Origin of the sequence: Actinoallomurus sp. CA-142502 (genome assembly GCF_050936355.1) — a bacterium.
GTDB classification, from domain to species: Bacteria; Actinomycetota; Actinomycetes; order Streptosporangiales; family Streptosporangiaceae; genus Actinoallomurus; species Actinoallomurus iriomotensis.
Map to the genome: position 1 here is coordinate 2,067,095 of NZ_JBNJMY010000001.1, position 21,509 is coordinate 2,088,603.

The 21,509-nt window shown below is 68.3% G+C and carries 17 protein-coding genes and 1 tRNA gene; 8 read left to right on the forward strand and 10 right to left on the reverse strand.

Features of this window, described 5'->3' with window-relative positions:
* The first annotated feature begins 65 nt into the window (after positions 1-65).
* The 4 genes from ACQEV1_RS10095 (at position 66) to rlmB (ending at position 3,916) form a co-directional block, all read left to right on the forward strand.
* Positions 66-830, forward strand: coding sequence for a DUF6585 family protein (locus ACQEV1_RS10095; RefSeq protein ID WP_285620659.1), 765 nt, complete (start codon positions 66-68; stop codon positions 828-830).
* Positions 831-909: 79 nt separating this feature from the next.
* Entirely contained in the window at positions 910-2,301 is a 1,392-nt protein-coding gene (gene cysS / locus ACQEV1_RS10100) for a cysteine--tRNA ligase (RefSeq protein ID WP_285568325.1), read from the forward strand.
* Positions 2,302-2,376: 75 nt separating this feature from the next.
* Entirely contained in the window at positions 2,377-2,958 is a 582-nt protein-coding gene (locus tag ACQEV1_RS10105; protein WP_285620656.1) for a Clp protease N-terminal domain-containing protein, read from the forward strand.
* A gap of 46 nt (positions 2,959-3,004) precedes the next feature.
* The gene (gene rlmB, locus ACQEV1_RS10110) at positions 3,005-3,916 is read left to right on the forward strand and encodes a 23S rRNA (guanosine(2251)-2'-O)-methyltransferase RlmB (protein WP_285620652.1); all 912 of its coding nucleotides are present in this window, start codon (positions 3,005-3,007) and stop codon (positions 3,914-3,916) included.
* Between the two features lie 62 nt (positions 3,917-3,978).
* Here rlmB and ACQEV1_RS10115 read toward each other — a convergent pair whose 3' ends face one another.
* From ACQEV1_RS10115 to ACQEV1_RS10125, 3 genes are all read right to left on the reverse strand, one after another.
* On the reverse strand, positions 3,979-4,698 hold the full coding sequence (locus tag ACQEV1_RS10115) for a hypothetical protein (RefSeq protein WP_285620649.1): 720 nt from the start codon (positions 4,696-4,698) through the stop codon (positions 3,979-3,981).
* A 216-nt stretch (positions 4,699-4,914) separates the two neighbouring features.
* A complete protein-coding gene (locus tag ACQEV1_RS10120; RefSeq protein ID WP_285620644.1) occupies positions 4,915-5,823 on the reverse strand; it encodes an SDR family oxidoreductase in 909 nt (302 codons plus the stop codon).
* The gene (locus ACQEV1_RS10125; RefSeq protein ID WP_433393249.1) at positions 5,820-6,419 is read right to left on the reverse strand and encodes a TetR/AcrR family transcriptional regulator; all 600 of its coding nucleotides are present in this window, start codon (positions 6,417-6,419) and stop codon (positions 5,820-5,822) included. The genes ACQEV1_RS10120 and ACQEV1_RS10125 overlap by 4 nt, the downstream gene beginning before the upstream one ends.
* A gap of 114 nt (positions 6,420-6,533) precedes the next feature.
* On the opposite strand from ACQEV1_RS10125, the gene ACQEV1_RS10130 reads away from it, so the two are divergent.
* A tRNA-Thr gene (locus ACQEV1_RS10130) sits at positions 6,534-6,606 on the forward strand.
* Positions 6,607-7,441: 835 nt separating this feature from the next.
* Here the strand turns inward: ACQEV1_RS10130 and ACQEV1_RS10135 are convergent.
* Both ACQEV1_RS10135 and ACQEV1_RS10140 read right to left on the reverse strand, forming a co-directional pair.
* The gene (locus tag ACQEV1_RS10135) at positions 7,442-9,139 is read right to left on the reverse strand and encodes an MFS transporter (RefSeq protein ID WP_433405870.1); all 1,698 of its coding nucleotides are present in this window, start codon (positions 9,137-9,139) and stop codon (positions 7,442-7,444) included.
* A gap of 161 nt (positions 9,140-9,300) precedes the next feature.
* Complete coding sequence (locus tag ACQEV1_RS10140; protein WP_433393251.1) at positions 9,301-10,488, reverse strand: Clp protease N-terminal domain-containing protein; 1,188 nt, start codon at positions 10,486-10,488, stop codon at positions 9,301-9,303.
* 334 nt (positions 10,489-10,822) lie between these two features.
* Between ACQEV1_RS10140 and ACQEV1_RS10145 the strand changes: the two genes are divergently transcribed.
* Positions 10,823-12,073: a WD40 repeat domain-containing protein gene (locus ACQEV1_RS10145; RefSeq protein ID WP_433393253.1), complete on the forward strand. Its 1,251-nt coding sequence runs from the start codon at positions 10,823-10,825 to the stop codon at positions 12,071-12,073.
* 1,917 nt (positions 12,074-13,990) lie between these two features.
* Here ACQEV1_RS10145 and ACQEV1_RS10150 read toward each other — a convergent pair.
* The 4 genes from ACQEV1_RS10150 to ACQEV1_RS10165 form a co-directional block, all read right to left on the reverse strand.
* Positions 13,991-15,013, reverse strand: coding sequence for a hypothetical protein (locus ACQEV1_RS10150; RefSeq protein WP_433393255.1), 1,023 nt, complete (start codon positions 15,011-15,013; stop codon positions 13,991-13,993).
* Between the two features lie 705 nt (positions 15,014-15,718).
* Complete coding sequence (locus ACQEV1_RS10155; RefSeq protein ID WP_285620582.1) at positions 15,719-16,264, reverse strand: dihydrofolate reductase family protein; 546 nt, start codon at positions 16,262-16,264, stop codon at positions 15,719-15,721.
* Positions 16,265-16,324: 60 nt separating this feature from the next.
* Positions 16,325-17,269: an RNA polymerase subunit sigma-70 gene (locus tag ACQEV1_RS10160; protein ID WP_433393258.1), complete on the reverse strand. Its 945-nt coding sequence runs from the start codon at positions 17,267-17,269 to the stop codon at positions 16,325-16,327.
* 153 nt (positions 17,270-17,422) lie between these two features.
* Positions 17,423-18,268, reverse strand: coding sequence for a hypothetical protein (locus ACQEV1_RS10165; RefSeq protein ID WP_433393260.1), 846 nt, complete (start codon positions 18,266-18,268; stop codon positions 17,423-17,425).
* Between the two features lie 573 nt (positions 18,269-18,841).
* Between ACQEV1_RS10165 and ACQEV1_RS10170 the strand changes: the two genes are divergently transcribed.
* Complete coding sequence (locus ACQEV1_RS10170) at positions 18,842-19,147, forward strand: hypothetical protein (RefSeq protein ID WP_433393262.1); 306 nt, start codon at positions 18,842-18,844, stop codon at positions 19,145-19,147.
* The gene (locus ACQEV1_RS10175; RefSeq protein WP_433393264.1) at positions 19,144-20,238 is read left to right on the forward strand and encodes a PrsW family intramembrane metalloprotease; all 1,095 of its coding nucleotides are present in this window, start codon (positions 19,144-19,146) and stop codon (positions 20,236-20,238) included. Before ACQEV1_RS10170 ends, ACQEV1_RS10175 begins: the two co-directional genes overlap by 4 nt.
* 44 nt (positions 20,239-20,282) lie before the next feature.
* On the opposite strand, the gene ACQEV1_RS10180 is transcribed toward ACQEV1_RS10175, so the two are convergent.
* Entirely contained in the window at positions 20,283-21,500 is a 1,218-nt protein-coding gene (locus ACQEV1_RS10180; protein WP_433393266.1) for a cytochrome P450, read from the reverse strand.
* Positions 21,501-21,509: the final 9 nt, after the last annotated feature.

The following is a 21,509-nucleotide window of genomic DNA, read 5'->3' on the forward strand; positions in this document are numbered from 1 at the left end:
TGGTATGCGGCCATTCGTGCTGTTCTGTCGGCCACGGTCCTGATCTGGTGTCCCCCTTGAGAGACGTGACTCCCCCTTCCCCCATCGACGACCTCGCGAAGGACGAACGGCTCGGAGAACTGCACAGCGTGCACGATCCGCGCATCGTCAATCCCCGCTCCCGCAGGTGGCTGGTGTTCCTCGGGCTGCCCGGTCTCGTGCTGCTGCCGTTCGCGGTGCGGTTCCTGATCCACGGGTTCGGCTGGGCGACGGTGCTCAGCGTCCTGCTGACCGTCGGCTATCTCGGCGCCGCCGGCCGCGTACTGGTCCGCGACGTCCTTCCGGGCTACGGCCGGATGCTGTACCTCTACGAGGGCGGCCTGATCCTGGTCGCGGGCCGCGAGGCGAACGCCTTCGCCTGGGACGCCATCCGCGAGCTGCGCGTCTCCGGCGTGCGGATGGGGTCGGCGGACGCGGTCAGCTGGCGCTGCGCGCTGGTGCGCGACGACGGCACCGAGGTGGTCATGGGCCCGGAGTTCCCCGACATCCAAAACGTCGTGGAGACCGTGTCGGCGGCCGTGACCGAGCGCCTGCTGCCCAGGTACATGTCCCGGATCGAGACGGGCGGCGAGGTGCGCTTCGGTCCGTTCACGCTCTCCCGTGAGGGCATCGCCAAGGACGGGGACAAGGTGCCCTGGCACGACGTGGCCGAGGTGGAGATCAGCAACGGCATGGTCCGCGTGGACCGGCGCGACCGGCTGGCCGGCATGACGGCCACGGCCGGGGAGGTCCCGAATGCCGTGGCCTTCAGTGAATTGGCGCGTTACGTACGGCAGGCCCGTACGGAATGAGCATCGCCGGCGGCCGGGATCAGCCAACAAAGTCGATTTCCGTGCCGGACGCCGACCGTCATCGAATAGCCTTTTACGCGTGAGCCTGCGCCTCTACGACACCGGCACCCGTACCATCCGCGACTTCGCCCCGCTGACGGCGGGCCGGGCGGGTGTGTACGTCTGTGGTGCCACGCCGCAGGCCGCGCCGCACATCGGCCATATGCGCTCCGGCGTGACGTACGACCTGCTGTACCGCTGGCTGGTCGCCTCCGGGTACGACGTGACCTTCGTCCGCAACGTCACCGACGTCGACGACAAGATCATCAACGTCGCCGCGCAGACGGACGTGCCGTGGTTCGCCGTCGCCGAGGCCAACCAGCGCGTGTTCAACCGCGGGTACGACGTGCTCGGCTGCCTTCCGCCGACCGTCGAGCCGCGCGCCACCGGGCACGTCCCGGAGATGATCGTGCTGATGCGGCGGCTCATCGAGCAGGGGCACGCCTACAACGTCGGCGACGACGTCTACTTCGACGTGCTGTCCTGGGCCGACCGGTACGGCTCGCTGTCGAACCAGAAGCTCGACAACATGCGGCCCGCCGGCGACTCGGTGGGCGACGACCGCAAGCGCGACCCGCGCGACTTCGCGCTGTGGAAGGGCGCCAAGCCGGGGGAGCCGAGCTGGGAGACGCCCTGGGGTCCGGGCCGTCCCGGCTGGCACCTGGAGTGCTCGGCGATGGCCACCAAGTACCTCGGCCCGGCCTTCGACATCCACGGCGGCGGCGTCGACCTGATCTTCCCGCACCACGAGAACGAGCTGGCCCAGTCCACCGCGGCCGGTGACGCGTTCGCGCAGTACTGGATGCACAACGGGCTGCTCACGGTCGCCGGCGAGAAGATGAGCAAGTCCGTCGGCAACGTCGTGCTGCTGTCCGACCTGCTCGACAAGGCGCGCCCGGCCGAGGTGCGCTACTACCTCGGCTCGGCGCACTACCGCTCGAAGATCGACTACACCGACGAGGCCCTGCACGACGCCGCCGCCGCGTACCGCCGCATCGAGGCGTTCGTCGTACGCGCCGTGGAGATGGCCGGACGCGTCGAGCCCGGCACGGTTCCGCAGGCGTTCGCCGACGCGATGGACGACGACCTCGGCGTGCCGCAGGCGCTCGCCGTCGTCCACGAGTCGGTACGCGAGGGCAACACCGCGATGGCCGCAGGCGACAAGGACGGCCTCGTCCGCGTCCTCGGCGAGCTGCGCGCGATGCTCGGCGTGCTCGGTCTCGACCCGCTGTCGTCGCAGTGGGAGAGTGCCGGCGACGACCTCAGCGACGTCGTCGACGCGCTCGTCTCGGTGGCGCTCGAACAGCGGCAGGCGGCCCGGGCCCGCAAGGACTATGCCGCCGCCGACGCGATCCGCGACCGTCTCACCGCCGCCGGCGTCATCATCGAGGACACCCCGCGCGGTCCGCGATGGGAACTCAAGCGCTCCTGAGACGGTTGGTGGGCAGGAGTCCGGGGACGTAACGTTCGAGAGGCTTCACACCCCACCGCATCCGAGGTGGTCCAGTTGTTCGAGCGGTTCACCGACACCGCCCGCCGCGTCGTGGTCTACGCCAAGGAAGAGGCCCTGCTGCTCGACCACGACTTCATCGGCACCGAGCACATCCTGCTCGGCCTCCTGCGCGATGACACCGAGACGGCCGTACGCGTGCTCACGTCGCTCGGCGCCGGGCTCGCGCCCGCCCAGTACCAGGTGGAGGAGATGCTGGGCCGCGGCGAGCAGCCGCCCGCCGCCGAGATCCCGTTCACCGCGCGGGCGAAGAAGGTGCTCGAACTCTCCCTCCGCGAGGCCCTGCAGCTCGGCCACAACTACATCGGCAGCGAGCACATCCTGCTCGGCCTGCTCCGCGAGGGCGAACGCGAGGGCGACGGCGGCGTGGAGGTGCTCCGCCGGCTCAAGGTCGACACCGAGGAGGTGCGGCACGGCATCCTGGCCGTGCTCCGTGCCGGTCAGCAGACGCGGCCGTCGCCGGGTGTCTTCGGCGGCGGAGGCATGTCCGCGATGGAGAGCCGCCTGACCGCGATCGAGGACCGCTTGGAGCGCATCGAACGCCTTTTGCGGGACGGTTCGGGCCGCGACTCCGCGTAGTCTGGGCCGGGGGCGAGACCGCCCCGCGCACCAGCGGAGGACATGGATGGCCAAGCGTCGTAAGAAGGGGTCGAGCCACACCCCGAAGGCCGAGGACCGGCATTGGTACGGCCAGCGTCAGACGGCGCGCGCCGCCAAGTCGGCCACCCGGACGGGGACGGCCACGACCGGCCCCCGGCGCGAGTCGGCCACGGCCACCGCCGACCGTCCGTCCCGGCGGTCCGCGCCGGACGGCCCCGAGATCGTCACCGGCCGCAACCCGGTCGTCGAGGCCCTGCGGGCCGGCATCCCCGCCAGCACGCTCTACGTCATGACGGGCGCCGCCGACGACCGCATCCGTGAGTCGATCAAGCTGGCGACCGACGCCGGCGTGCCGCTCCTGGAGACCGGCAAGGCCGAGCTCGACCGGCTGACCGACCGCGCCGTCCACCAGGGCATCGCCCTGCAGGTGCCCGAGTACGACTACGCGCACCCCGACGACCTGCTGCACCGCGGCTCGCCCACGCTGATCGTCGCCCTCGACGGCGTCACCGACCCGCGCAACCTCGGCGCCGTCGTACGCTCCGCCGCGGCCTTCGGCGCGCACGGCGTGCTCGTACCGGAGCGGCGCGCGGCCGGAGTCACCGCCGGAGCGTGGAAGACCTCGGCGGGCACGCTCGCCTCGGTGCCGGTCGCCCGCGCGACCAACCTCGTACGGGCGCTGAAGGCGTACCAGAAGGCGGGTGTGTTCGTGGCCGGCCTCGACGCGCGCGGCGCGAACGGGATCGACTCCCTGGACGCCGCGACCGGCCCGCTCGTGCTCGTCGTGGGCTCGGAGGGCAAGGGCCTGTCCCGCCTGGTCGCCGAGACCTGCGACCTGCTCGTCAACATTCCGATGCCGGGCAAGGCCGAGTCGCTGAACGCCGGCGTGGCGGGCGGAATCGCGCTGTACGAGATCGCCCGCCACCGCGCGTCATAGGGCCGGTGCCGGCCGGGCCTGTCTCGCCGCCCCGCTGCCCTGCGGGGACTTCGGGACAGGCCTCAGCTGGTCTGGCCCGAGGCCCGGCGTACGCACAGGGCCCGTGAGCCGCCGAGCGTACGGACGGCGTCGTAGTCGGCGCCCTGCGGGCAGGCCGAGGCGCTGTCCGCCCACCGTACGACCGTGCCCCAGTGCGACTGGGCGCAGGGAACCTCCTTCAGGCTGGAGGAGGCCGCCGGATCGGAGATGCAGTCGCCGGCCCGGAACAGCCCGCCGCCCTGCCCCACGTCACCGGGGTGCGGCGCCTTGATGTTGCGGATGCACGCGACATTGTGCGTGAGGTCCAGGTGGCCGCCGGACTGGTCGACCTTGACCATGGCGTCGGTATCGTCGGGGCAGTCGGTCGGCTCCAACCCGGTCAGCCCGGCGGACGTCATCTTGGTGATCTTGGCCGCGGCGTCGGACGCGTCGCAGCCGACGCGGTGGAACGCCTTGCCCTCCTGGTCTCCCACCTGCCCGGCGGGCGACACGCACTGTCCCGCCTTCCACTCGCCGGTCGGCGCCGAGGTGTTGGGGAGCAGGTTGGCGACCACGATGAGCAACAGGATCACGACGGGCGCGGCGACGGCCACGATGATCCTGGCCCGCTTGTTCCGGCGCGGGGGCATCCCGTACGGGGGTGCTCCCGGCCCCGCCCAGGGCGCCTGGGGGCCGGGGAAACCTGGCGGTCCCGGCGGACCCTGGTAGGCGCCGGGCGGTCCCGGAGGCGGACCCTGGGGCATCGGTCCTTGAGGCATCGGTCCCTGGGGCATCGGTCCCTGAGGCGGCGGACCCTGGGGCGGTGGGCCCTGAGGTGGGGGTCCCTGCCAGGGGCTCTGGGGGCCGGGGGGACCGGGGGGCATGCTCATGCTGGGGGATCTCTTTTCGCGTACTACGTATGAGCCGGCGAGCCGGTGGAATGCCTCCGTCACATTAGTCGAGCGGTGTCACAGTTCTTCTCATCGGTAGTCGGCGACGTCGGCGTCCTTCTTGTCGCCGAAGTAGACCTCGGCGAAGTACCGGCTCGCCTCCGGCTGTGAGCCGTCCAGGTCGGTGAAGCCGTAGTGCTTGGCGAGGACGCCGGAGGAGAGCGCCTGCCCGGACCAGCGGGCCCGGTCGGGGTCGGCGGCCAGGGCGGCGACCGCCCGCCCGATGTAGCGAGGCGTCTCGGAGATCGCGAACCACCGGTCCTTGGCGATGCCGTCCCGCCAGGTCTCCTCGGTGACGCCGAAGTGCTCCAGCATCTCCTCCGAGCGCAGGAAGCCGGGCGTCAGCGCGACGGACGTGACCCCGTGCGGGTCGAGCTCGTCCTTGAGCATCTTGCCCAGCCGGGTCAGGGCCACCTTGACCATGTCGAAGAACATCGAGCCCCGGTAGCGCTCGTTGAACATGTCATCGCCGTCGGTGATCTCCACCACCAGGCCGCCCCGCCGCCTTACGAGCAGCGGAAGCAGGGTGTGCAGCGTGATCAGATGCGTCTCGAGCCCGTTGCGCACCGCCTGGAGCCCCTTGTCGAGGTCGTGCTCCCAGAGCGGTTTCCACTCGATCCACTGGTCCCCGCCCCACGTGTCGTCGACGAGAATGTCGAGCCGCCCGTCCTGCTCGTCCTCGATCCGCGCGGCGAGCGCCCGTACGTCCTGCCGATCCATGTGGTCACAGCGCACGGCGACGCCGCGGCCACCGGCCTCGGTGACGAGCTCGGCGGTCTCCTCGATCGTCTCCCGGCGGCCCAGCGGACTCCGTTCCCGACGCGTACTCCGCCCGGTGACGTACACGGTCGCCCCGGCCGCCCCCAGCTCGATCGCCATCCCGCGCCCGGCGCCTCGCGTGCCACCGGTGACCACCGCGACCTGTCCGTCCAGCGTCATGTCCCGCTCCTCTGCTCGTTCCCGGTGTCGTGTTCTTCTCTGGTGCGCCATCCGGCCACGATCGCGCCGAGGTCGGCCTTCATGCGCTCGGTGAGCCTGCCGCGCGGCCGAGCGGACCAGTGAACGGCCGTGCCGTCCGCCGTCGCGGTGAGGATCCGAGCGGCGACCTCGGCCGGGGGCGCCTCGCCGAGCCGCCCGTCGTCCTTCGCCCGCTGCACCAGTACGGCGATCCGGGCCTCCATGACCGCGTAGAACTCGGCCATCAGCGCCCGAAGCTCCTCGTCGGCGAGATCGAAGGCGAGCTGAGCGAGGTGATGCGCGGCGGTGTGCGGATCGTCCAGCGGCGCGTACGAGGAGACGAGCGCCTCCACGGGCGAACTCTCGTCCGGCGTCCCGGCACGCGTCCGCTCGATGGCCGTCCTGGTCATGGCGACGAGCAGCCCGTGCTTGGACCCGAACCGCTGAGCCACCGTCCCCACGGCCACCCGAGCCTCCGCCGCGACGTCGGCGAGCTTGAACGCCGGCCCGAGCCGACTGATGACAAGAGCGGCGGCATCCAGCAACCGCTCATCCGAAATCTCCCTGGGACGTGCCACGGCATTATTGAACCACGATTCATTAATGAGCGGCACCGGGGCGAGCCGACGTGATCGCCGACCAGCCCACCGGCCCCGCCGCACGCGCTATCGTGGTGACGCTGTAAGAAGCAAGCCTCCGTAGCTCAGCTGGCAGAGCGTCCGCCTTGTAAGCGGCAGGTCGCCGGTTCGAATCCGGCCGGAGGCTCAGTGCCGGTCCGGGGGGACGACCCCCCGGAGCCCCCCGATGTGGGGGGCTCACGCCCCCCACGGGTTGAGGTCGGAAGAGGGCTTGATCGCTCCCAGTTCCACCGCTGGCTGTCCGGCGAGGTCAAAGGCATGCCGTACCCGCATCATTGCCGGGTGCTGGAGAAGATGTGCCTGGGGTGGACCGCCGACCAGCTCTTCGAGCCGGGTGGCACTGGCGCTGAACCGCCCGCGGGCGAGGCCCGTCCGATTGTGCCCGCTGCCATGGGCCTGCCAGAGACGGCGATCGCCTTGTCGCCGATCAGCATCCGCCCGTATGTTGAGGCGGCCGCGTCATCCAAGAGCCGCTGGACAAGATCCGCGTCGGCCGGCTCCGCGACACTCAAGCCCCGCAGCCTGATCGTACGGATGCTGGTCCCCGACACCTCCGAACCGATGGCCGTCCCGTGCAGCAGTGAGGACCTGTCCGATGACCCGGAGTTCCGCCAACGCGCCGGCCGGATCATGCTCCGCCAAGCCCAGCCATCCTGGACTCAGTGGAGGAGCTGTCCGACCTGGGCATGGTCGGAACGCCCGTGCGGAGATCCGGGTTCACGGTGTCCCGCCGTTGTTCAAGCTGTACGTCCTCAACAGCCAGGAAGCCTTCTTCGGCTTCTGCCCGATCCGGCACCATGAGAGACCTGCCCCGCTCTGTGCAGCGAGGGTGTTCTCGGTGTGCCGAAGGTCGTGGAAGTGCAGGCCCTCCAGCCACAGTGCTCCGACGGCGCGTGCAGCTTGCCTGTTCTTGGCGCGGACTCGGTGCCTCGGCGTCAGCGGCGGTAATTGCCGCGCCAGCGTTACGGGCTCGGGGAAGGACCGTGCGCCGCGGCAGCTGATGTTTGCGTCTCCGGATTGGTTCTCAGCTGAGAGAACGCGGCGATAGCTGCAGCGACGCCGAACACTGTCGCCACGCTCAAGATCGTGGCTCGGTCGCCGGCGGTGGCCAGCACCGTACCGCCGAGAAGTGAGCCGAGCACTGCGACGGTGCGGTTCGCCGAGCGCCTCGTCGCGTTCACTCTGCCGAGCAGACCGTCGGGCGTGGCTGCTTGCCAATAGCCCATCTCGTTGGCGTTCTCCACACCTGCTGCGAGCCCGTGCACCGCGAGCGCGACGAAGAGAGCTGCCGTGTGAGCAGAGGTGGTCAGCGTGAGTGCGACGACGAGCCACGCGACGGGATAGGCGGCACGAGCGCAGATGATCGTACGGCCGGCGCCCCAACGGAGTCCGATCTTGGGGGCGAGCGTTGCCCCCACCAAGCCGGCGAGTCCGCTCGTGGTCAACAGAAGGCTGTAGGACAGCGACGAGAAGCCGAGCGTTCGCAATGCGATGACGGCAAGTGCCGTGAAGCTCGCCGAGTTGGCAAGGAACCACACATGCGTCGATACCGCGAGTGGACCGAGCGTGCGATGACGGTAGGTCCAGTTGACGCCTTCACGGACCTCGCCGAGAAGGTCGCGCCGGTCAGCAGTTGAGGATCGTGGCTCCTCGACCCGCAAGCCGGCGTTCAGGGCGGCGTCGACGACGTAGCTGACCGCATCGACAGCGATCGTGACGGGTGCACCGAGCACACCGACCATTCCGCCGCCGAGGACAGGGCCGAGCGTCTGGGCGGCTGTGTCGGTCTGGTCCAGGCGCGCGTTCGCAATGACGAGCTGGGATGTAGGAACGAGCCGTGGAAGCAGAGATTGCGTCGCGGCGAAGCCGAAGACCGAGAAGGCCCCGAAGGCCAGCAGAAGGATGACCAGCATCCATACATGCAACGAACCGAGTGCCCAGAGCACGGGTATCGCTCCGAGAGCAAGCGCTCGGCCGACGCTCGACCAGACGAGGACGGTCCTACGACGCCAGCGATCGACGTAGACGCCTGCAATCAGTCCGAGGAGGGCATAGGGCACGAACTGGGCTGCGTTGACCATTCCGACTTCTACCGGCGTCGAGGCGAGTGTCCGTACGACGAGCACAGGCATCGCAACAGTCGTCACGGCGGTGCCGAAGGAGCTTATGGTCGCTGCGCACCAGTAGCGGGCAAACGGCATCGAGCGAGCCGCCACCGATGAAGTCCCGCCCACCTCAGACTCCCTTCGGCTCGGGACCATCAGACCACGCGCACGAGCGTCATCTTCCCGTGACCCGCCGGCGAAGCCGTCAGCCGCGGCAGCTGGGGCATACCAGCGCCGTCTCGCCTTCGACGTGCCAGCCCGCACGGCGCAGATAGCCGACCGCGTTCCGAAATTTTCCAAACTGGTGATCCGTCGTGGCTCCCAGGAGCCACCCGGGCGAACGATCTTGATTGCGGCCGTACGGATGCGGACGGCCCAGATGACGTCGTCCGAGCGCGCGAACTGATCCGAACGGCTTCGGAGATCGTTTGGGTGCCTACGGATTAGAAGGTCCCACCGGTCCCGTCCGGTTCGGCGGTCCGGGCCGTTAGCCCCGGTGAACAGGGGGCAACAGCGGTCACTCGGTGTCATGCCGAAGCCCAGGTCAGCGCCCATGACGGCGCGGAACCAGACGATTCCCAAGCTGGCAGCGCGGGTTTGCGGCGGGGGTCTGACAGGGTCCGTGTGGGCTACCGCAGTGCGGTGATCGGTGGACGCGTCCTGCGCCAGGGCGCGGTGCTCGTGGCCGGTGAAACGCGGACCGCCATGGTCCGCGCTCAGCGCAACGCGTCGATGAGGTCGTGGCGCAATCGCTCTCGGTCGACATGGAAGCCGGCCAGGATCCGGTTGGCCAATTCATTCTCTTCATGCATGACGCCGAGCAGATTGACCTCGGGGGTTGCCATGGCCCCTTTCCCTCGTGGCCGGTGGCCGAGTAGGCGTACGGCTTCGTCGACGCCGTCCTTCATGGTGGGAGTGAAAAGGAAAAGCTCTCGGGCCCGTTGCACGAAGCCACGCTGGTCGTCCGGGCCGCTGGTCTTTGTCTCCGGGCTGAGCGCGAGGGTCATCTGCCGGGCACGTTCGTAGGTGATGCTGTAGCTTGCCAGCGCCCGTCCGGCGGGAAAACACGCCTCCCACCCTGGGCCGAACTGCTCACGGTCGGCGGCGAGATCCTCATAGGTCGCGATGATGGCGAGCAGCACGTGTTCCGGTCGCAACTCGGCGACCTCAAGGTCGGCGCTGACCTGCAAGAGCTTTTCCAGCATTATTGCCGTCAGTCCGCCACGCCAGGGGACGGAGTCGTACGTGCCGGGCAAGGAACAGGTGCCCTGTCTCAGCAGGTATCCCAGAACCCACCCGGAGGGGCGGATCTCCGAATCCGTCGCGCTCGTCGGTGCCGGGCCCTGTGGTGCGAACGCCTCGGCGAGCCGATTTCGCAGCCACTCGCGATCCGCCCCGAGCCGCTCCAGGACGTCGGCGGCCGCGCCGTTATCCTGGGACAACCACGCCACCGTCAGGTCGGCGCGGCACGGTGCGTCCCGCCCCGCGGCCTGAGCCGAGAAAAACGCTTCGTCGATGACCGTCTCGATGTTTCGGCTCCATGGCGGCAGCGGCCGACGCGACGGCGACCCGTACGTCCCCAGCAGGCGCGCCAACCGGCCTGGAGGGCGAAATCCCTTGGCGGCCTCGGCCAGGGTGCGCGCGGCGGCGCTCTCGGCGGTCCCGATACCGCCGTCTTCCCACTGGCCCGCCGCCTCCAGCACATCGCACACCGCACGGTAGGTGACACCCGACTCGGCCAGCACCCGCGAGGAGATCGGGTCGCCGCGGGCGATGAGCGCCAGCAGCAGCTGGTGGGTGCCGACGACGGCGGACCCGCGATGCCAGGCGAACGCCAGTGCTCCGCTCAGACACGTGCCCGCGCCCTTCGACAGCCGTGGAGCGGATTGGGGCCGAGTTGCCATCTCGCGTCCTTTCCGGACGTGGTGTAGCGCGCGCGGACCAGCCATCTCAATTCCGCGATCAGATTACCCTTTTTCTTTTCCAGGCGCCCTGTCCGGAGCAGGGAAACGTTCAGAAGGTCGGAGTTGGCGCCGACGCGTTGCTAACGCGATTGCTAATAGCTGCTATGGACAACGATGGACACACATGGACTCGTCAGAGGCGGGCGGCCAGGTCGGCGGTCAGATCTGGACCGCCATGGACATGGCTAGCTTCACTCGGAGGAACAGGTCGCGGTGATGTAGTGAACTGCTGGCCTGGACGCCGTCGTAGTCGTCTCTCCGTAGGGTCGCCGATGTGAGTCCGCCGATGCGGCGTCGGAGGCGAGAGAGGTCGATTTATGGGCGGCGGAAGGAGGGTCATTTGGACAGGCCGTGCTTGCGATGCGGCTCCGCGCCGGACGATGATCCGTCTCAGGCTCATAAGGTGTCCGCCGGTCGCGGGGAGGCGGCAGAGACGATGACATCGTCGAATTCAGGTGGTCGGGCCGCACGGCTCTCGGTTTTCTCCGTCATCGCTGTGGCATCGGTGCTCACCGGCTGCAGTGATCATCCCACTGAGCCGGCGATACCGCCGGGGCACTCAGGGTCGACGCCGGTGGCGGCGCAGAACACACCGGCCGAGCGGAAATTCCGCGTGTACCCGGCCTTGCGGCCGTCGAGGACGCCGAAGTTCATCGTCGCGGCTGCGGCGCCGGTGGCGGTGTTCGACCCGCCGAGTGCCAAAGACGCGACATCCATTATTCCCGCGCATGCCGTCGTACTCGATGCGGAGACCGGGCGGGTACTCCACACGATCACGGCACCGCGGGGGATCTTCTCCTCGTGGCCGGCGGTCGCCGCGGCCCCGGACGATCGGACCTTCGTCATCGGTGGCACGACCGGACCGAGCGCCGGCTTCGCCTTCTACACGGTGCGGCTGGACGACAAGGGTCGGCCGGGAACCGCCCGCAAGATCGCCGCAAGGATGCCGGAGGTCGGTCCGAGCTCCGCTGACGGCGGGCTCGTGTGCGCGCTGAGTCCGGACGGCCGGCGGCTCGCCTACACCTCGATGGCCTCTGGCGGCATCACGGTGATGGACATCGTCACGGGCCTGGGGCGCACGTGGACCGGTCGCGGATCGCACGTGGACGGCCTGAAGTGGTCGAAGGACGGGCGTCGCCTGTGGCTGAGGACGGGGGAGACGCTGCAGGTGCTGGACACGACGCTTCCCGGAACCGAACTGACGCACGTGGTACGAGCGGTCGCCACCGTCTCCGGAGCGTTCGACGGAGTGGTCACCCCGGACGACCAAGCGATGATCGTCTTCAATGGGTCGCGCATCGAACGGCGACCCCTGCAGGGCGGGGCCGCACGGACACTCGCGCGCCTGAGGAACAGCGCCGACGGCCTCGGCGGTCTGACCCTGGACGGTTCAGGCCGCTTCGCGCTGTATACCCAAAGCTGGCGCATCCACCGCGTCGACCTCACGACCGGACGTACGGTGTCGTTCCCCGTTCCGACCGGGCAGCGGCAGGGCAAGGGCGACGCACCGGGCGTCGCATGGTGATCTGTGGCCGTCCTGCGATCGGGGTCGGCTTCTCCTCGGACAACGGGGCTGACGGCAACGGTGACGGCAACGACGCCGGCCGTGGACAGCCACCGGCATACGCCCGTCACCGTCTACCTCGGCGGATGTTGGGGGAGCAGGGGTGTCCGTATTCCTTGTAAGCGGCAGGTCGCCGGTTCGAATCCGGCCGGAGGCTCAGTGCCGGCCCGGGGGACGCCCCCGGAGCCCCCCGATGTGAGGGGCTGCCGCCCCCCACGCCCCCCACGGGTTGAGGTCGGAGGCTGCGCTTGGCCGGGCCCCCTGGGCGGCCCGCGAGCGGACCGGTGCCGGGCCGGTTCGAGGACGCCTCCGGCGGCACCTCACGAAAGGAGCGCTCACCTGTGAGTTACGCACCCCAACCATGCCCGCCAGATGCTCGACGAGCACGACCAGCCGCCCGGCGGCAAGGATGGATAGACCCCCAGCGAGCGCTCCGCGCCGCTGGATGCACTTCGGGGGGTCGGACCATGACGCGCCGAAACATCACGGGTTCGGCGGCAGGCAGGTGCCAGCCCAGCCGGCCGACAAGGCTATGACGCCCCGCCCTACGCAAGTCCGGAACCGTCCAGGCTACGCGGAAGATGCCGTCATAAGCAGGTGACCAACTGAGTGACGCTGCCAGCGACACCGGCGGTTCCGTTCCCCAACTGGCGGTCCGTGCGCCAGGCTCGTGGCCTGACTACCTTTTCCAGGGGATGATCCTGTCGACCGGACCACCGTCCCCTCTGCTTGGAAGTCCGGGAGGGCAATGAAGCCCGGAGATTTCGACGCGGAGGGTCCGGGGAGAGAAATGGGCGGTCAACCGGGCGCACATGCGCACTGTTTTCTCTGTGTGCCCTCCACCGAACCCATTATCTCCCCCTCCTCGTTCCGTCGTCGTGACATCGTATGTCTGGACGCTTTTCGAGAAATGGCTCCCGAGAAGAGTCACCTGAGCTACGAACGTTCTTTCCGACAGGTTCTTTTTCGCGAGCTCGTAACCGCTGCGCCCGCCGGCCGACGACCGCAACCAGGAGCTCATACGATTCGCGGTCCGTTCGATGTCGCCGTGAGCGAGCTTGGTCGCATCAGCCACCGCCTTATCCTCTGCGGATTGCGAGGAGCACCCCGATAACGCGGCAGCGGCAAGCAGGCATGTCAGCCCGATCACCACCGAGCCGACGCGTAGGAACGTGGCCGTGGTACTTGGTTTGATCGTTGTGCTCATACCTAAATCGTCAGCTCGTGCGACGTCGTCCACATGAGTCGTAATACTCAACTTTCCGCAGCTTCGTGCGGCCACAACGTCCTCCCCAATGGGATCGGTCCGGTCACACCGGCACACCAGGCGGCACCTTCACCGTCGAAGCCTGCCGCCGACCGGACAACACGATCCGCATCGAGGTCCAGGACAACGGCGGACCATCCAAGTTCGGATCCACCATCAGCACGCAGAAGGAAGGCGGGCGCGGCCTCGGCATCGTCACCGCACTCACGGTCGCCTGGGACCGGTAACGACCGAAGACAACCGCTCGTGTGCAGCTCAGTGGCCAGCGGACGCGCGGTGCCGCACGTGGCGGACTCGGTTGATCAGGTCCTGCGCAACAAACGTGCATACCGAGCGCTGGCGGGCGCTGAGGCTCTCATGTTCGGCGGTCAAGGATATGTGTCCCCCACGTCCCTATGTCCCCCAACTATTCCTGACCTGTGCAAACTTGGGGGATACGGTGGGGGGACACGCTGTCTTGTTTGTACCCGCGTACGCCGGAGGCTGGAACAGTGGGGCGCTGCGCGCTCTGTTCCAGCTCTCTTGTCGTGGGTGACTAAGTCGCCTTGTCGGAGGCCGGTCTTCGCGATCGGTCGTGGCCGCGAGTTGCTCGCCGTACGGCATGAGGCGGTTCACTGTGACGGCGTTCCCGGTTCAGCCTTGGTACGGGGGGCCGTTCCGCGGACGGCGGCTGCTCGATGCACCGCTGTGAGCGCTGCCGCCGCCACCGCGACCAGAACAAGCACCGAACCAAGGGAGATGAGGCTTTCCGAAAGGCCCTGCCAGCGGGTCAAGCCCACTCGCCCGATGCCGATGACACGCAGGCGTTCCGGGGGCCTCAGCCAACGCTGCACCAACGGCCACATCTGCCACCCCAGCGGCACGATCAGCACCGCACCGGACACGCCCGCCGACACCGCCGCAACCGCGATCATGCCTTCGCGGGCGGCCCGGCGGGTGTGCACATCGATCAGCGCCGTCACCGTCGCGGCGGCCAGCGCGACGAACGCCGGCTGCGTCGGCCCCACCAGCCGCATACCTATTCCGTCCAGATGCACACCTGTCCAGTACGCAGCGATCGCCAGCACCGACGTCACCGCGACCACCACCAGTGCTCCCGGTCGCACTGGTGATCGCCGCTCCTGGTGCGGCACCGCTCCGGCGAGGCCGACCGCGACCACGACACCGAGGACGATGGCGGCCATGGAAACCCAAGCGCTGATCCTCAACAGCACCGGAGTCGGCAGCACTTGCAGTTGTCCGAACGGCGATGTCAGCGCCTGACGCACCCAGGGGCCCAGCGGAATCCGCCTGGGAAAGGGGAGGTAGGAGACCATCGCCAGTATGTGAACCGCGAGCGGGAGGCCCGCCGCCGTCACGGCACAACTGAAACGGCCCCGCTTGATGAGGATGACAGCGGCGACCGCAGACCCGGTGATCACCAGGGGCGCAGGCACACCGCCCCACTGTCCGAGCACGGGAAGGAACGGCTGCTCCCGGATCCCCTGAACGACGGCGCAGACAAGGCTGGTGACGGCCGCCACCAACTGCGCCGAGGCCAGGACCAGGAGTACGCTCGGGCGGCGACGTGCCAGAGTGGACGGCAAGTCGGTATTCACTAGCGTTCTTCCTAAACGATCGGTGTAGGCCGCCATCTGCGTCAGCGCCGATACCGCTGACCGTGATCATGTTGTCGCGTGCAGAGGGACCGCTGGGGTCAGGGAACCAGAACGTAGGTAAGCCGTGATCTTGGCCTCGGCGTAGCAGGCGCGCGAGTGTCCCCTTTGTCCCCCCGCTGCACGTGACCTGCGCAGACCTGCGGGACACCCTGCCGTGCTGAAACAGCGGGGCGGCTGCCCCTATGTTTCAGCCTTCTTGTCGTGGGTGACAATCGCGACGAACGACGACGGACACTCGCGCGTGGTGAGGGACTGCCAGCGCAGGCGCCAGCACCGGGAGTGCTGGTGAAATGTCGGCATAAGTTGCCTTGTAAGCGGCAGCCGGTTCGAATCCGGCCGGAGGCTCCCACCTGACCAGCCAGAAGACCCCGAGCGAAGACCACTCGGGGTCCCTCTGACGGCAACGGCAGATCACGGCGACGACCACCGGCCCAATGATCGACCCTGCTCGCCCGGCAGATCGTCTAAGCCTGAACCTGCCGATTCGGCGCTTTCGTCAAGTCCTTACCCGCGGAGTTCGCGAGCGACGATTACAGCGGCGTATGCGATCAGCCGGGGCCGGCAGCGATCGATCGACCTTCGAGACGCTCCACCGCCAGCGGGGCGTTGCGGTGGCTCATCTGCTAAGGCCGCCGGCTCATCACCGTGCGGTCGAAGAGCACGAGGGTCGGCCCTTGGGCCTCATCTCTGCATCTCGTAGGTCAGCTTGACGATCTTCGAAAAGGTCTTCACGCCCGCGAGTCTCAGCTTGGCATCCTGCCCCTCCCGGAAAAATTGTTTCCCACTCCCGGTCATAAAGGGGTAAATCGTGAGGTCGATGACATCGATCAGCTGCTCTCGCAGAAGAGTCTCCCCGAACTGGCCGTGGCCGAGAAGCAGCAGGTTCCCCCCGTCTTGCTGTTTGAGGCGGGCCACCTCGGCAACGGCATCGCCACGAACGATGATCGAGTTGTTCCAGTCGGCCCTTTCAAGCGTCGAGCTGAACACATACTTCGGGATCGTCGTGAGTCGGTCGGCCCACATCGGCTTGTGGTCTGTGCGACCGTCATACAGTTCCGCGAACGCTTCGTAGATGCGGCGTCCGAACAGGATCGCGTCGCAGGCCGTCAGCAGGCCCAGACCGTCCCGCAGATAGGCCTCATCCTGATACTCGGCCACTCCCATGCCCACCGGGTCTTCAACGACACCGTCCGCCGAGGTCAGAACGTACTCGATCACTTTCCGCATAGCGCTAACCCTCCTGATCCGGTTACCGCTACCTACGAATGAGAGCCCTCGAACTCATCGCTACTGCTCGAAGAGCGCGAACAGCTTCGGGTCCCGGTAGACGAGTAGGTGGGACAGCAGGCCGTCCGCTCCCCCCGTGAGCACATGGAGCGTGTTGGGCTGCACACCGTCATCGGTGACGTGATAAAGCAGCAGCCCTGGTTGATGATTGGCCGAGATGGGACGCGTCTGCCTGCGGGCGCCACGCCGGCGGAAGAAGGCTTCCATGAATGCCCGGTACGGAACCCGGCCGCGCAACCACTGTGGAACTGGCGGCATCTCGAAGACGACATCCGCTGTCACCAACTGCTCCAGTGCCTCTGTGTCCCCCGCTTCCAAGGCCCGGGCGTACTGCTCGACCAGTGCGGCTTCGATGCCTCGTTGCTCAGGGTGGCCATCCGTTCGCGTCTGTGAGAGACGAGCTCGAGCGCGCTGGAGTGCAGAGTTGATCGCAGGTACCGAGGTGCCGAGTGCGGCGGCGGCGTCAGCCGAGGAGTAGCCCAGCACCTCGCGCAGAATGAAGACCGCGCGCTGTTGTGCCGGCAGCGCTTGCAGGAGAGCCGTCAACGCCAACCGGACTTCGCTGCCCCGCACCACAGCGTCGGCGGTGCCATCCTCGCCCAACCAGCTTGACGGGGCCGGCTGCAGCCACGGGGTGTCGAACCGAGGGACCAGAGTGGCGCCCACCTCGAATCCCGGATCGCTGAGATCGCGCGGCAGCGTACGGCGGCTCGCGCTCCGAAGACGATCCACGCAGACATTCCGAGCGATCCGAAACACCCATCCGGTCACGCTCCCTACCTCGGCGTCAAAGTCACCCCGCGCTCGCCACACCCGCTCAAGCACATCTTGGACGGCGTCTTCAGCATCGAACGGAGAGCCCAACATCTGATAGCAGAACGCCCACAACTCGCGGCGATGCTCGCCGAGGAAGCCATCCAGGACCTCCGTCCATCCCCTGTCCACAGGGCCAGTATTCACTCACCGAAACAAAGTCGACGGCCGCACTCGGACACTCAGGACTCAGCGACTGAGCCACGAGCCCGGCTCCGCAGGCGTCAACAAGGTCCTGACCCGCAACAATTAACATCGATCGCCGGTGAGCGTGTGATGGCCTGGTTACTGGGTGAAGAAGGTCGCTGGGTGCTCGGGAGCGGTTGAGCAGACGAAGAAGCCGCCGTGGCTGTACCGGCTGATCTGCAGGCCGGTCGGTTCGTGTGCGCGGTTGTGTTCTGGGGTGGCGAATTCCAGGTGTCGGTCTTCCAGCGGCGCCCAGCGCAAGCCCTGGGCGTCGGTGGACCATTCACAACTGTCCAATTGCAGCAGCAGTTTCAGGGGCGCGCCGCAGGCGTCACATGGAGGCAGTGCTCCCATGTCGGTGACTTCCCAGGACATCCCGCCGCTGACTTTGCAGCCGGGCACGATCGACAGCATGTACTGGTACAGGCTTTCTCCGGCCTCCCATTCCTCCAGCTTGTCCCGGAGGTCTTTGGGGAGTTCCTCGTGCCATGGATACTCGATCACGCGTTCCGGGTGGAGCACACAGGGCCGCGGTACATAGTCCGCATCACCGATCAGGTGTGGCGTCGGAGGCGCCGCGAGAGGTGCGGTCACGGTGGAGGAGTCCCGCCAGATCAGCCGGAACGCGGGCGCGTAGCCCCAGGTCGGGTGATGGCTCGGGCACCACAGGATCTGCGCCAGGTCGGTGCCGGCCGGGAAGACGATCTCCGGGAAGTCCGCTGCGGCGAGCTGAGCCACGGGGACCATCGCCACCGGACGGTCCGGCGTCTTATGCCGGTTCTGCTCCGAGTACTTGGGGTCCGAGCAGTGCGGCCACGGTTCGTCCGCCGGCCACAGCACCGGACCGCCGATGTGACTGCTGGAGATGTCCGGGGCACCTGGCCGGGGGTGCAACCGGACCACCGTCCGGGCGTACGCGCCCAGACCCGGAACGGCCTCGGCCATATCGAGCGGAGGAGCCTCGGTCGTACGAGCCCTCGTAGCGCCATTCATGGCCACACCGTAGAGCCCCCCTCTGACACCGCAGCAAGGGCTCGGCCGGTCACGGATCCGTGCAGCAGAAAAGTACGGCAGCACCCCCGCGCGCCACCAATGTGCCTATCGGACCTGCGGCTTTCCACTCCCACGACTCACCCGTCCCTCTAGATCAGGCCTCCACGTCAAGGAGGAAGCCCAGCCGCCAGTCCGGGAGTTTGAGCTGGTTGAGGGGTGGTTATCTGTTAAGCATCCCCCCGATTTTAGTTTGGTGGGGTTCGCGTGGATTGGAGTGGATGGCAGTACACCGCTGGAGTCGCCGCGGTGCTGGTTGTGCTGTGCGCGGGCCTTCCAATGATCGATTCCGCGGTACGGGACTCGGAGATTTCGGTGCCGCCGGGCTCGGTGATGCAGGTCGGCGCCGCGCACCCAGGCGACAAGCGGCCCGTCGCTCTGACCGTTCCGGCCGGATGGGCGGTGGATGCGAGGGACACCGACCTATCCTCCAGGATCACTCTGAGGAGCGGTCCAACCCGATTCAGCGTGAGTGTCGTCACCCCGCGGCAAGCGACGCCCAGGCAACTCTGGGACGGTCGTGACAAGATCGCGGTCCTGACGGGCGGCCCGCGGGCGGCCACTCGCCCGGTACCGGCCACCACCGATCAGGGCGTGACCGGGCTCGCCGGTGAGCTCGCCGGCCGGGGTCAGATCGGCATCGCGAGCGTCTTCGCTCGTCCGACGCTGGGTACCGACGTGACGGCCACCGGCCCACCAGAGGACTTCCGGCACAAGGCCGACCAGGTCCGCGGAATGGTGCGAAGCATCCAGTTCACCAAGAGCGCCCGATGACGCACACGACGAAAGTGTCGCGGCTGACACGGCGTTCGGCGTTCTGGTTGTGGGCCGTGTTCTGTCTGCTGGGCGCGCTCATGGGGATACTCACGCTCACTCCGTACGTGCTGGTCTTCTTCGGCGGAGCCGTTGTCGGAGCCCTGGTCCTGATCCCGGTGCTGCTGGCCGGGCTCTGGTACTTCCGCCGGCTGCACCCGGTGCGCCCGCATCCGTGGAGCCACGCGCTGCTCATCACGGCCTGGGGGCTGTTCGCCGTGCCCGGCGTGGCCCTGATCGCCAACGAGGCGTTCGGCGGCATTCTCACCCAGATGGCGGGGTTGAGCTTCGCCGACCGGTGGGGCGCGGCGATCAGTGCGCCGATCGTCGAGGAGACCCTGAAGCTGGCCGGGGTCGCGCTGCTGGCACTGATGGTCCCGCAGGCGATCCGCGGCCCACTGGATGGCTTCGCGTACGGTGCGCTGGCGGGCTTCGGCTTCGAGATCGCCGAGAATTACCTCTACGTCTTCAACACCATCGTGGCGCACGGAGCCGTGCACAGCACCGTCAGCGTCCTTGACTCGCTCATCGGCCGGGTCGGCACCATCTGGTGGGGTCACTGGGCCATGGGCGCCGTCGCAGGCGCCGGGCTGGGTTACCTGGTCGGTGCCACCGGACGCCCGCTGGCACGGCGGCTGCTCGTCGCCGTCGGCGCGTTCGTGCTCGCGATGGCGATGCACGCCTGGTGGGACTTCCCGCTGCTGGCCGGTGGCACCTGGGTGTGGGCCAGGGGGCCGGCGATCTTGGTCATCGCCGTGGTCGTCTATCGCGTCGCTCGCCGCCGGTACCTCGATCGATTCCGGGACGCCGCCGCGGCGGAGGCCGACCGTGGTGTGCTGACTGCGGCGGAAACCGAGATCCTCACCGATCGCCGGAGGCGCCGCAGGGAACGTCGCCGTACACCCGGCGGAACGCCCCGCCGGCTCCTGACCGATCTGCGCAGCGCCGAGCTGGACCTGATCGACACAGACCTGAACGACCCCGGCGCCAGTGCGGACCTGCGAACCGACGTGGGTGATCTCCGTTCTCGCCTGGAGGCCACTCGCCGCTGAAACGCGTTGGCCGGTTGCCCTCTGACGATGGGTGCGTCTTCCGTTCACCGCGCCGGCTGAATGACGCCGTCGATGTCGAGGAGGAGGTGGCGGGGGCCGCGTAGCTCGGGGCTGGGCCGGTAGGGGGGCGGGTCGGTGACGAGGCGGGGGTTCCGCAGGCGTCTGGCCAGCTCGGTCAGGGCGATCTGTGCTTCCAGGCGGGCGAGCGGGGCGCCGAAGCAGTAGTGGATGCCGCCGCCGAAGCCGAGATGCTGGTTGGGGCGGCGGTCCGGGTCGAAGCGGTCGGGGTCGGGTACGCGCTTCGGGTCGCGGCTTCCCGCCGCGAGCGCCAGGACGATCGGAGCTCCCTCAGGGATCGTGATGTCGCCGATCATGATGTCCTCCAACGCGATCCGCGTGGACCGCAGGTGCACCGGGGGCTCGTAGCGCAGCAGTTCTTCGACCAGGCCGATGGCCAGGTTCGGCTCGTGACGGAGCCGGTCGAGTAGTTCTGGGTGGCGGAGCAGGGTGAGCATGCCGTTGGTGATGAGGTTGACCGTGGTCTCATGGCCGGCGATGAGCAGCAGCGCGCCGTTGGCCGCGACCTCGGTCGGGGACATCGCACCGTCCGGGCCCTCATCGGTGACGAGGCCGGAGATGAGGTCGTCACCCGGGTTCCTCCGGCGCTCGGCGGCGATCCCGCCGAGGTATCGGTGCAGCTCTACCACCGCGTTCTCCCGGCGCCTCAGGCGCTCCGGCCGGCCCTCCTCTCTGGGGTCGAGCGACTCGATGACCGCGTCAGCCCAGTCGTGGAACCGCGCCTCGTCCTCGCGCGGCACCCCGAGGATTCGGCAGATCACCGTCACCGGGAACGGGTAGGCGACGTCGTCGACGATGTCGATCCGGGTCCGGCCCGCGACGCCGTCGATCAGCTCCCTGACGATCCCGAACAGCTCCGGCCTCAGGCCGTCCACCCGATGCGGCGAATGCGGCGGACCGAAATGGCGCATCGCCACGCGGCGGAGCCGGTCGTGCTCGGGCGGATCGAGCCGGAGGAAGGACGGTGGCTCCTTCTCGGCGTCCCGGGGTTCGCCCGGCTGCGGGCGACCGACGCTGACGCGTGGATCGTGGAGGAGTGAGACGATCTCCTCATAGCCGCTGACGACGTAGGTGCCGTCTTCCTCCCGCCGCACCGGTGTCTTGCGCAGCTCGGCGTACAGCGGGTAGGGGTCGGCGCGGTGGGAGTAGTCCAGGATCCGCTGGAAGACGCTGGGTGGTGCCATGGCGGCGCC

Coding starts and splice junctions, on each gene's coding strand:
- rlmB (WP_285620652.1), top strand. CDS start 3,005: ATGGCCAAGCGTCGTAAGAAGGGGTCGAGCCACACCCCGAAGGCCGAG.
- ACQEV1_RS10135 (WP_433405870.1), bottom strand. CDS start 9,139: ATGGGCGCTGACCTGGGCTTCGGCATGACACCGAGTGACCGCTGTTGC.
- ACQEV1_RS10155 (WP_285620582.1), bottom strand. CDS start 16,264: ATGCGGAAAGTGATCGAGTACGTTCTGACCTCGGCGGACGGTGTCGTT.
- ACQEV1_RS10180 (WP_433393266.1), bottom strand. CDS start 21,500: ATGGCACCACCCAGCGTCTTCCAGCGGATCCTGGACTACTCCCACCGC.
- ACQEV1_RS10150 (WP_433393255.1), bottom strand. CDS start 15,013: ATGGCGGCCTACACCGATCGTTTAGGAAGAACGCTAGTGAATACCGAC.
- ACQEV1_RS10115 (WP_285620649.1), bottom strand. CDS start 4,698: ATGCCCCAGGGTCCGCCTCCGGGACCGCCCGGCGCCTACCAGGGTCCG.
- ACQEV1_RS10140 (WP_433393251.1), bottom strand. CDS start 10,488: ATGGCAACTCGGCCCCAATCCGCTCCACGGCTGTCGAAGGGCGCGGGC.
- ACQEV1_RS10120 (WP_285620644.1), bottom strand. CDS start 5,823: ATGACGCTGGACGGACAGGTCGCGGTGGTCACCGGTGGCACGCGAGGC.
- ACQEV1_RS10175 (WP_433393264.1), top strand. CDS start 19,144: ATGACGCACACGACGAAAGTGTCGCGGCTGACACGGCGTTCGGCGTTC.
- ACQEV1_RS10165 (WP_433393260.1), bottom strand. CDS start 18,268: ATGGCCGAGGCCGTTCCGGGTCTGGGCGCGTACGCCCGGACGGTGGTC.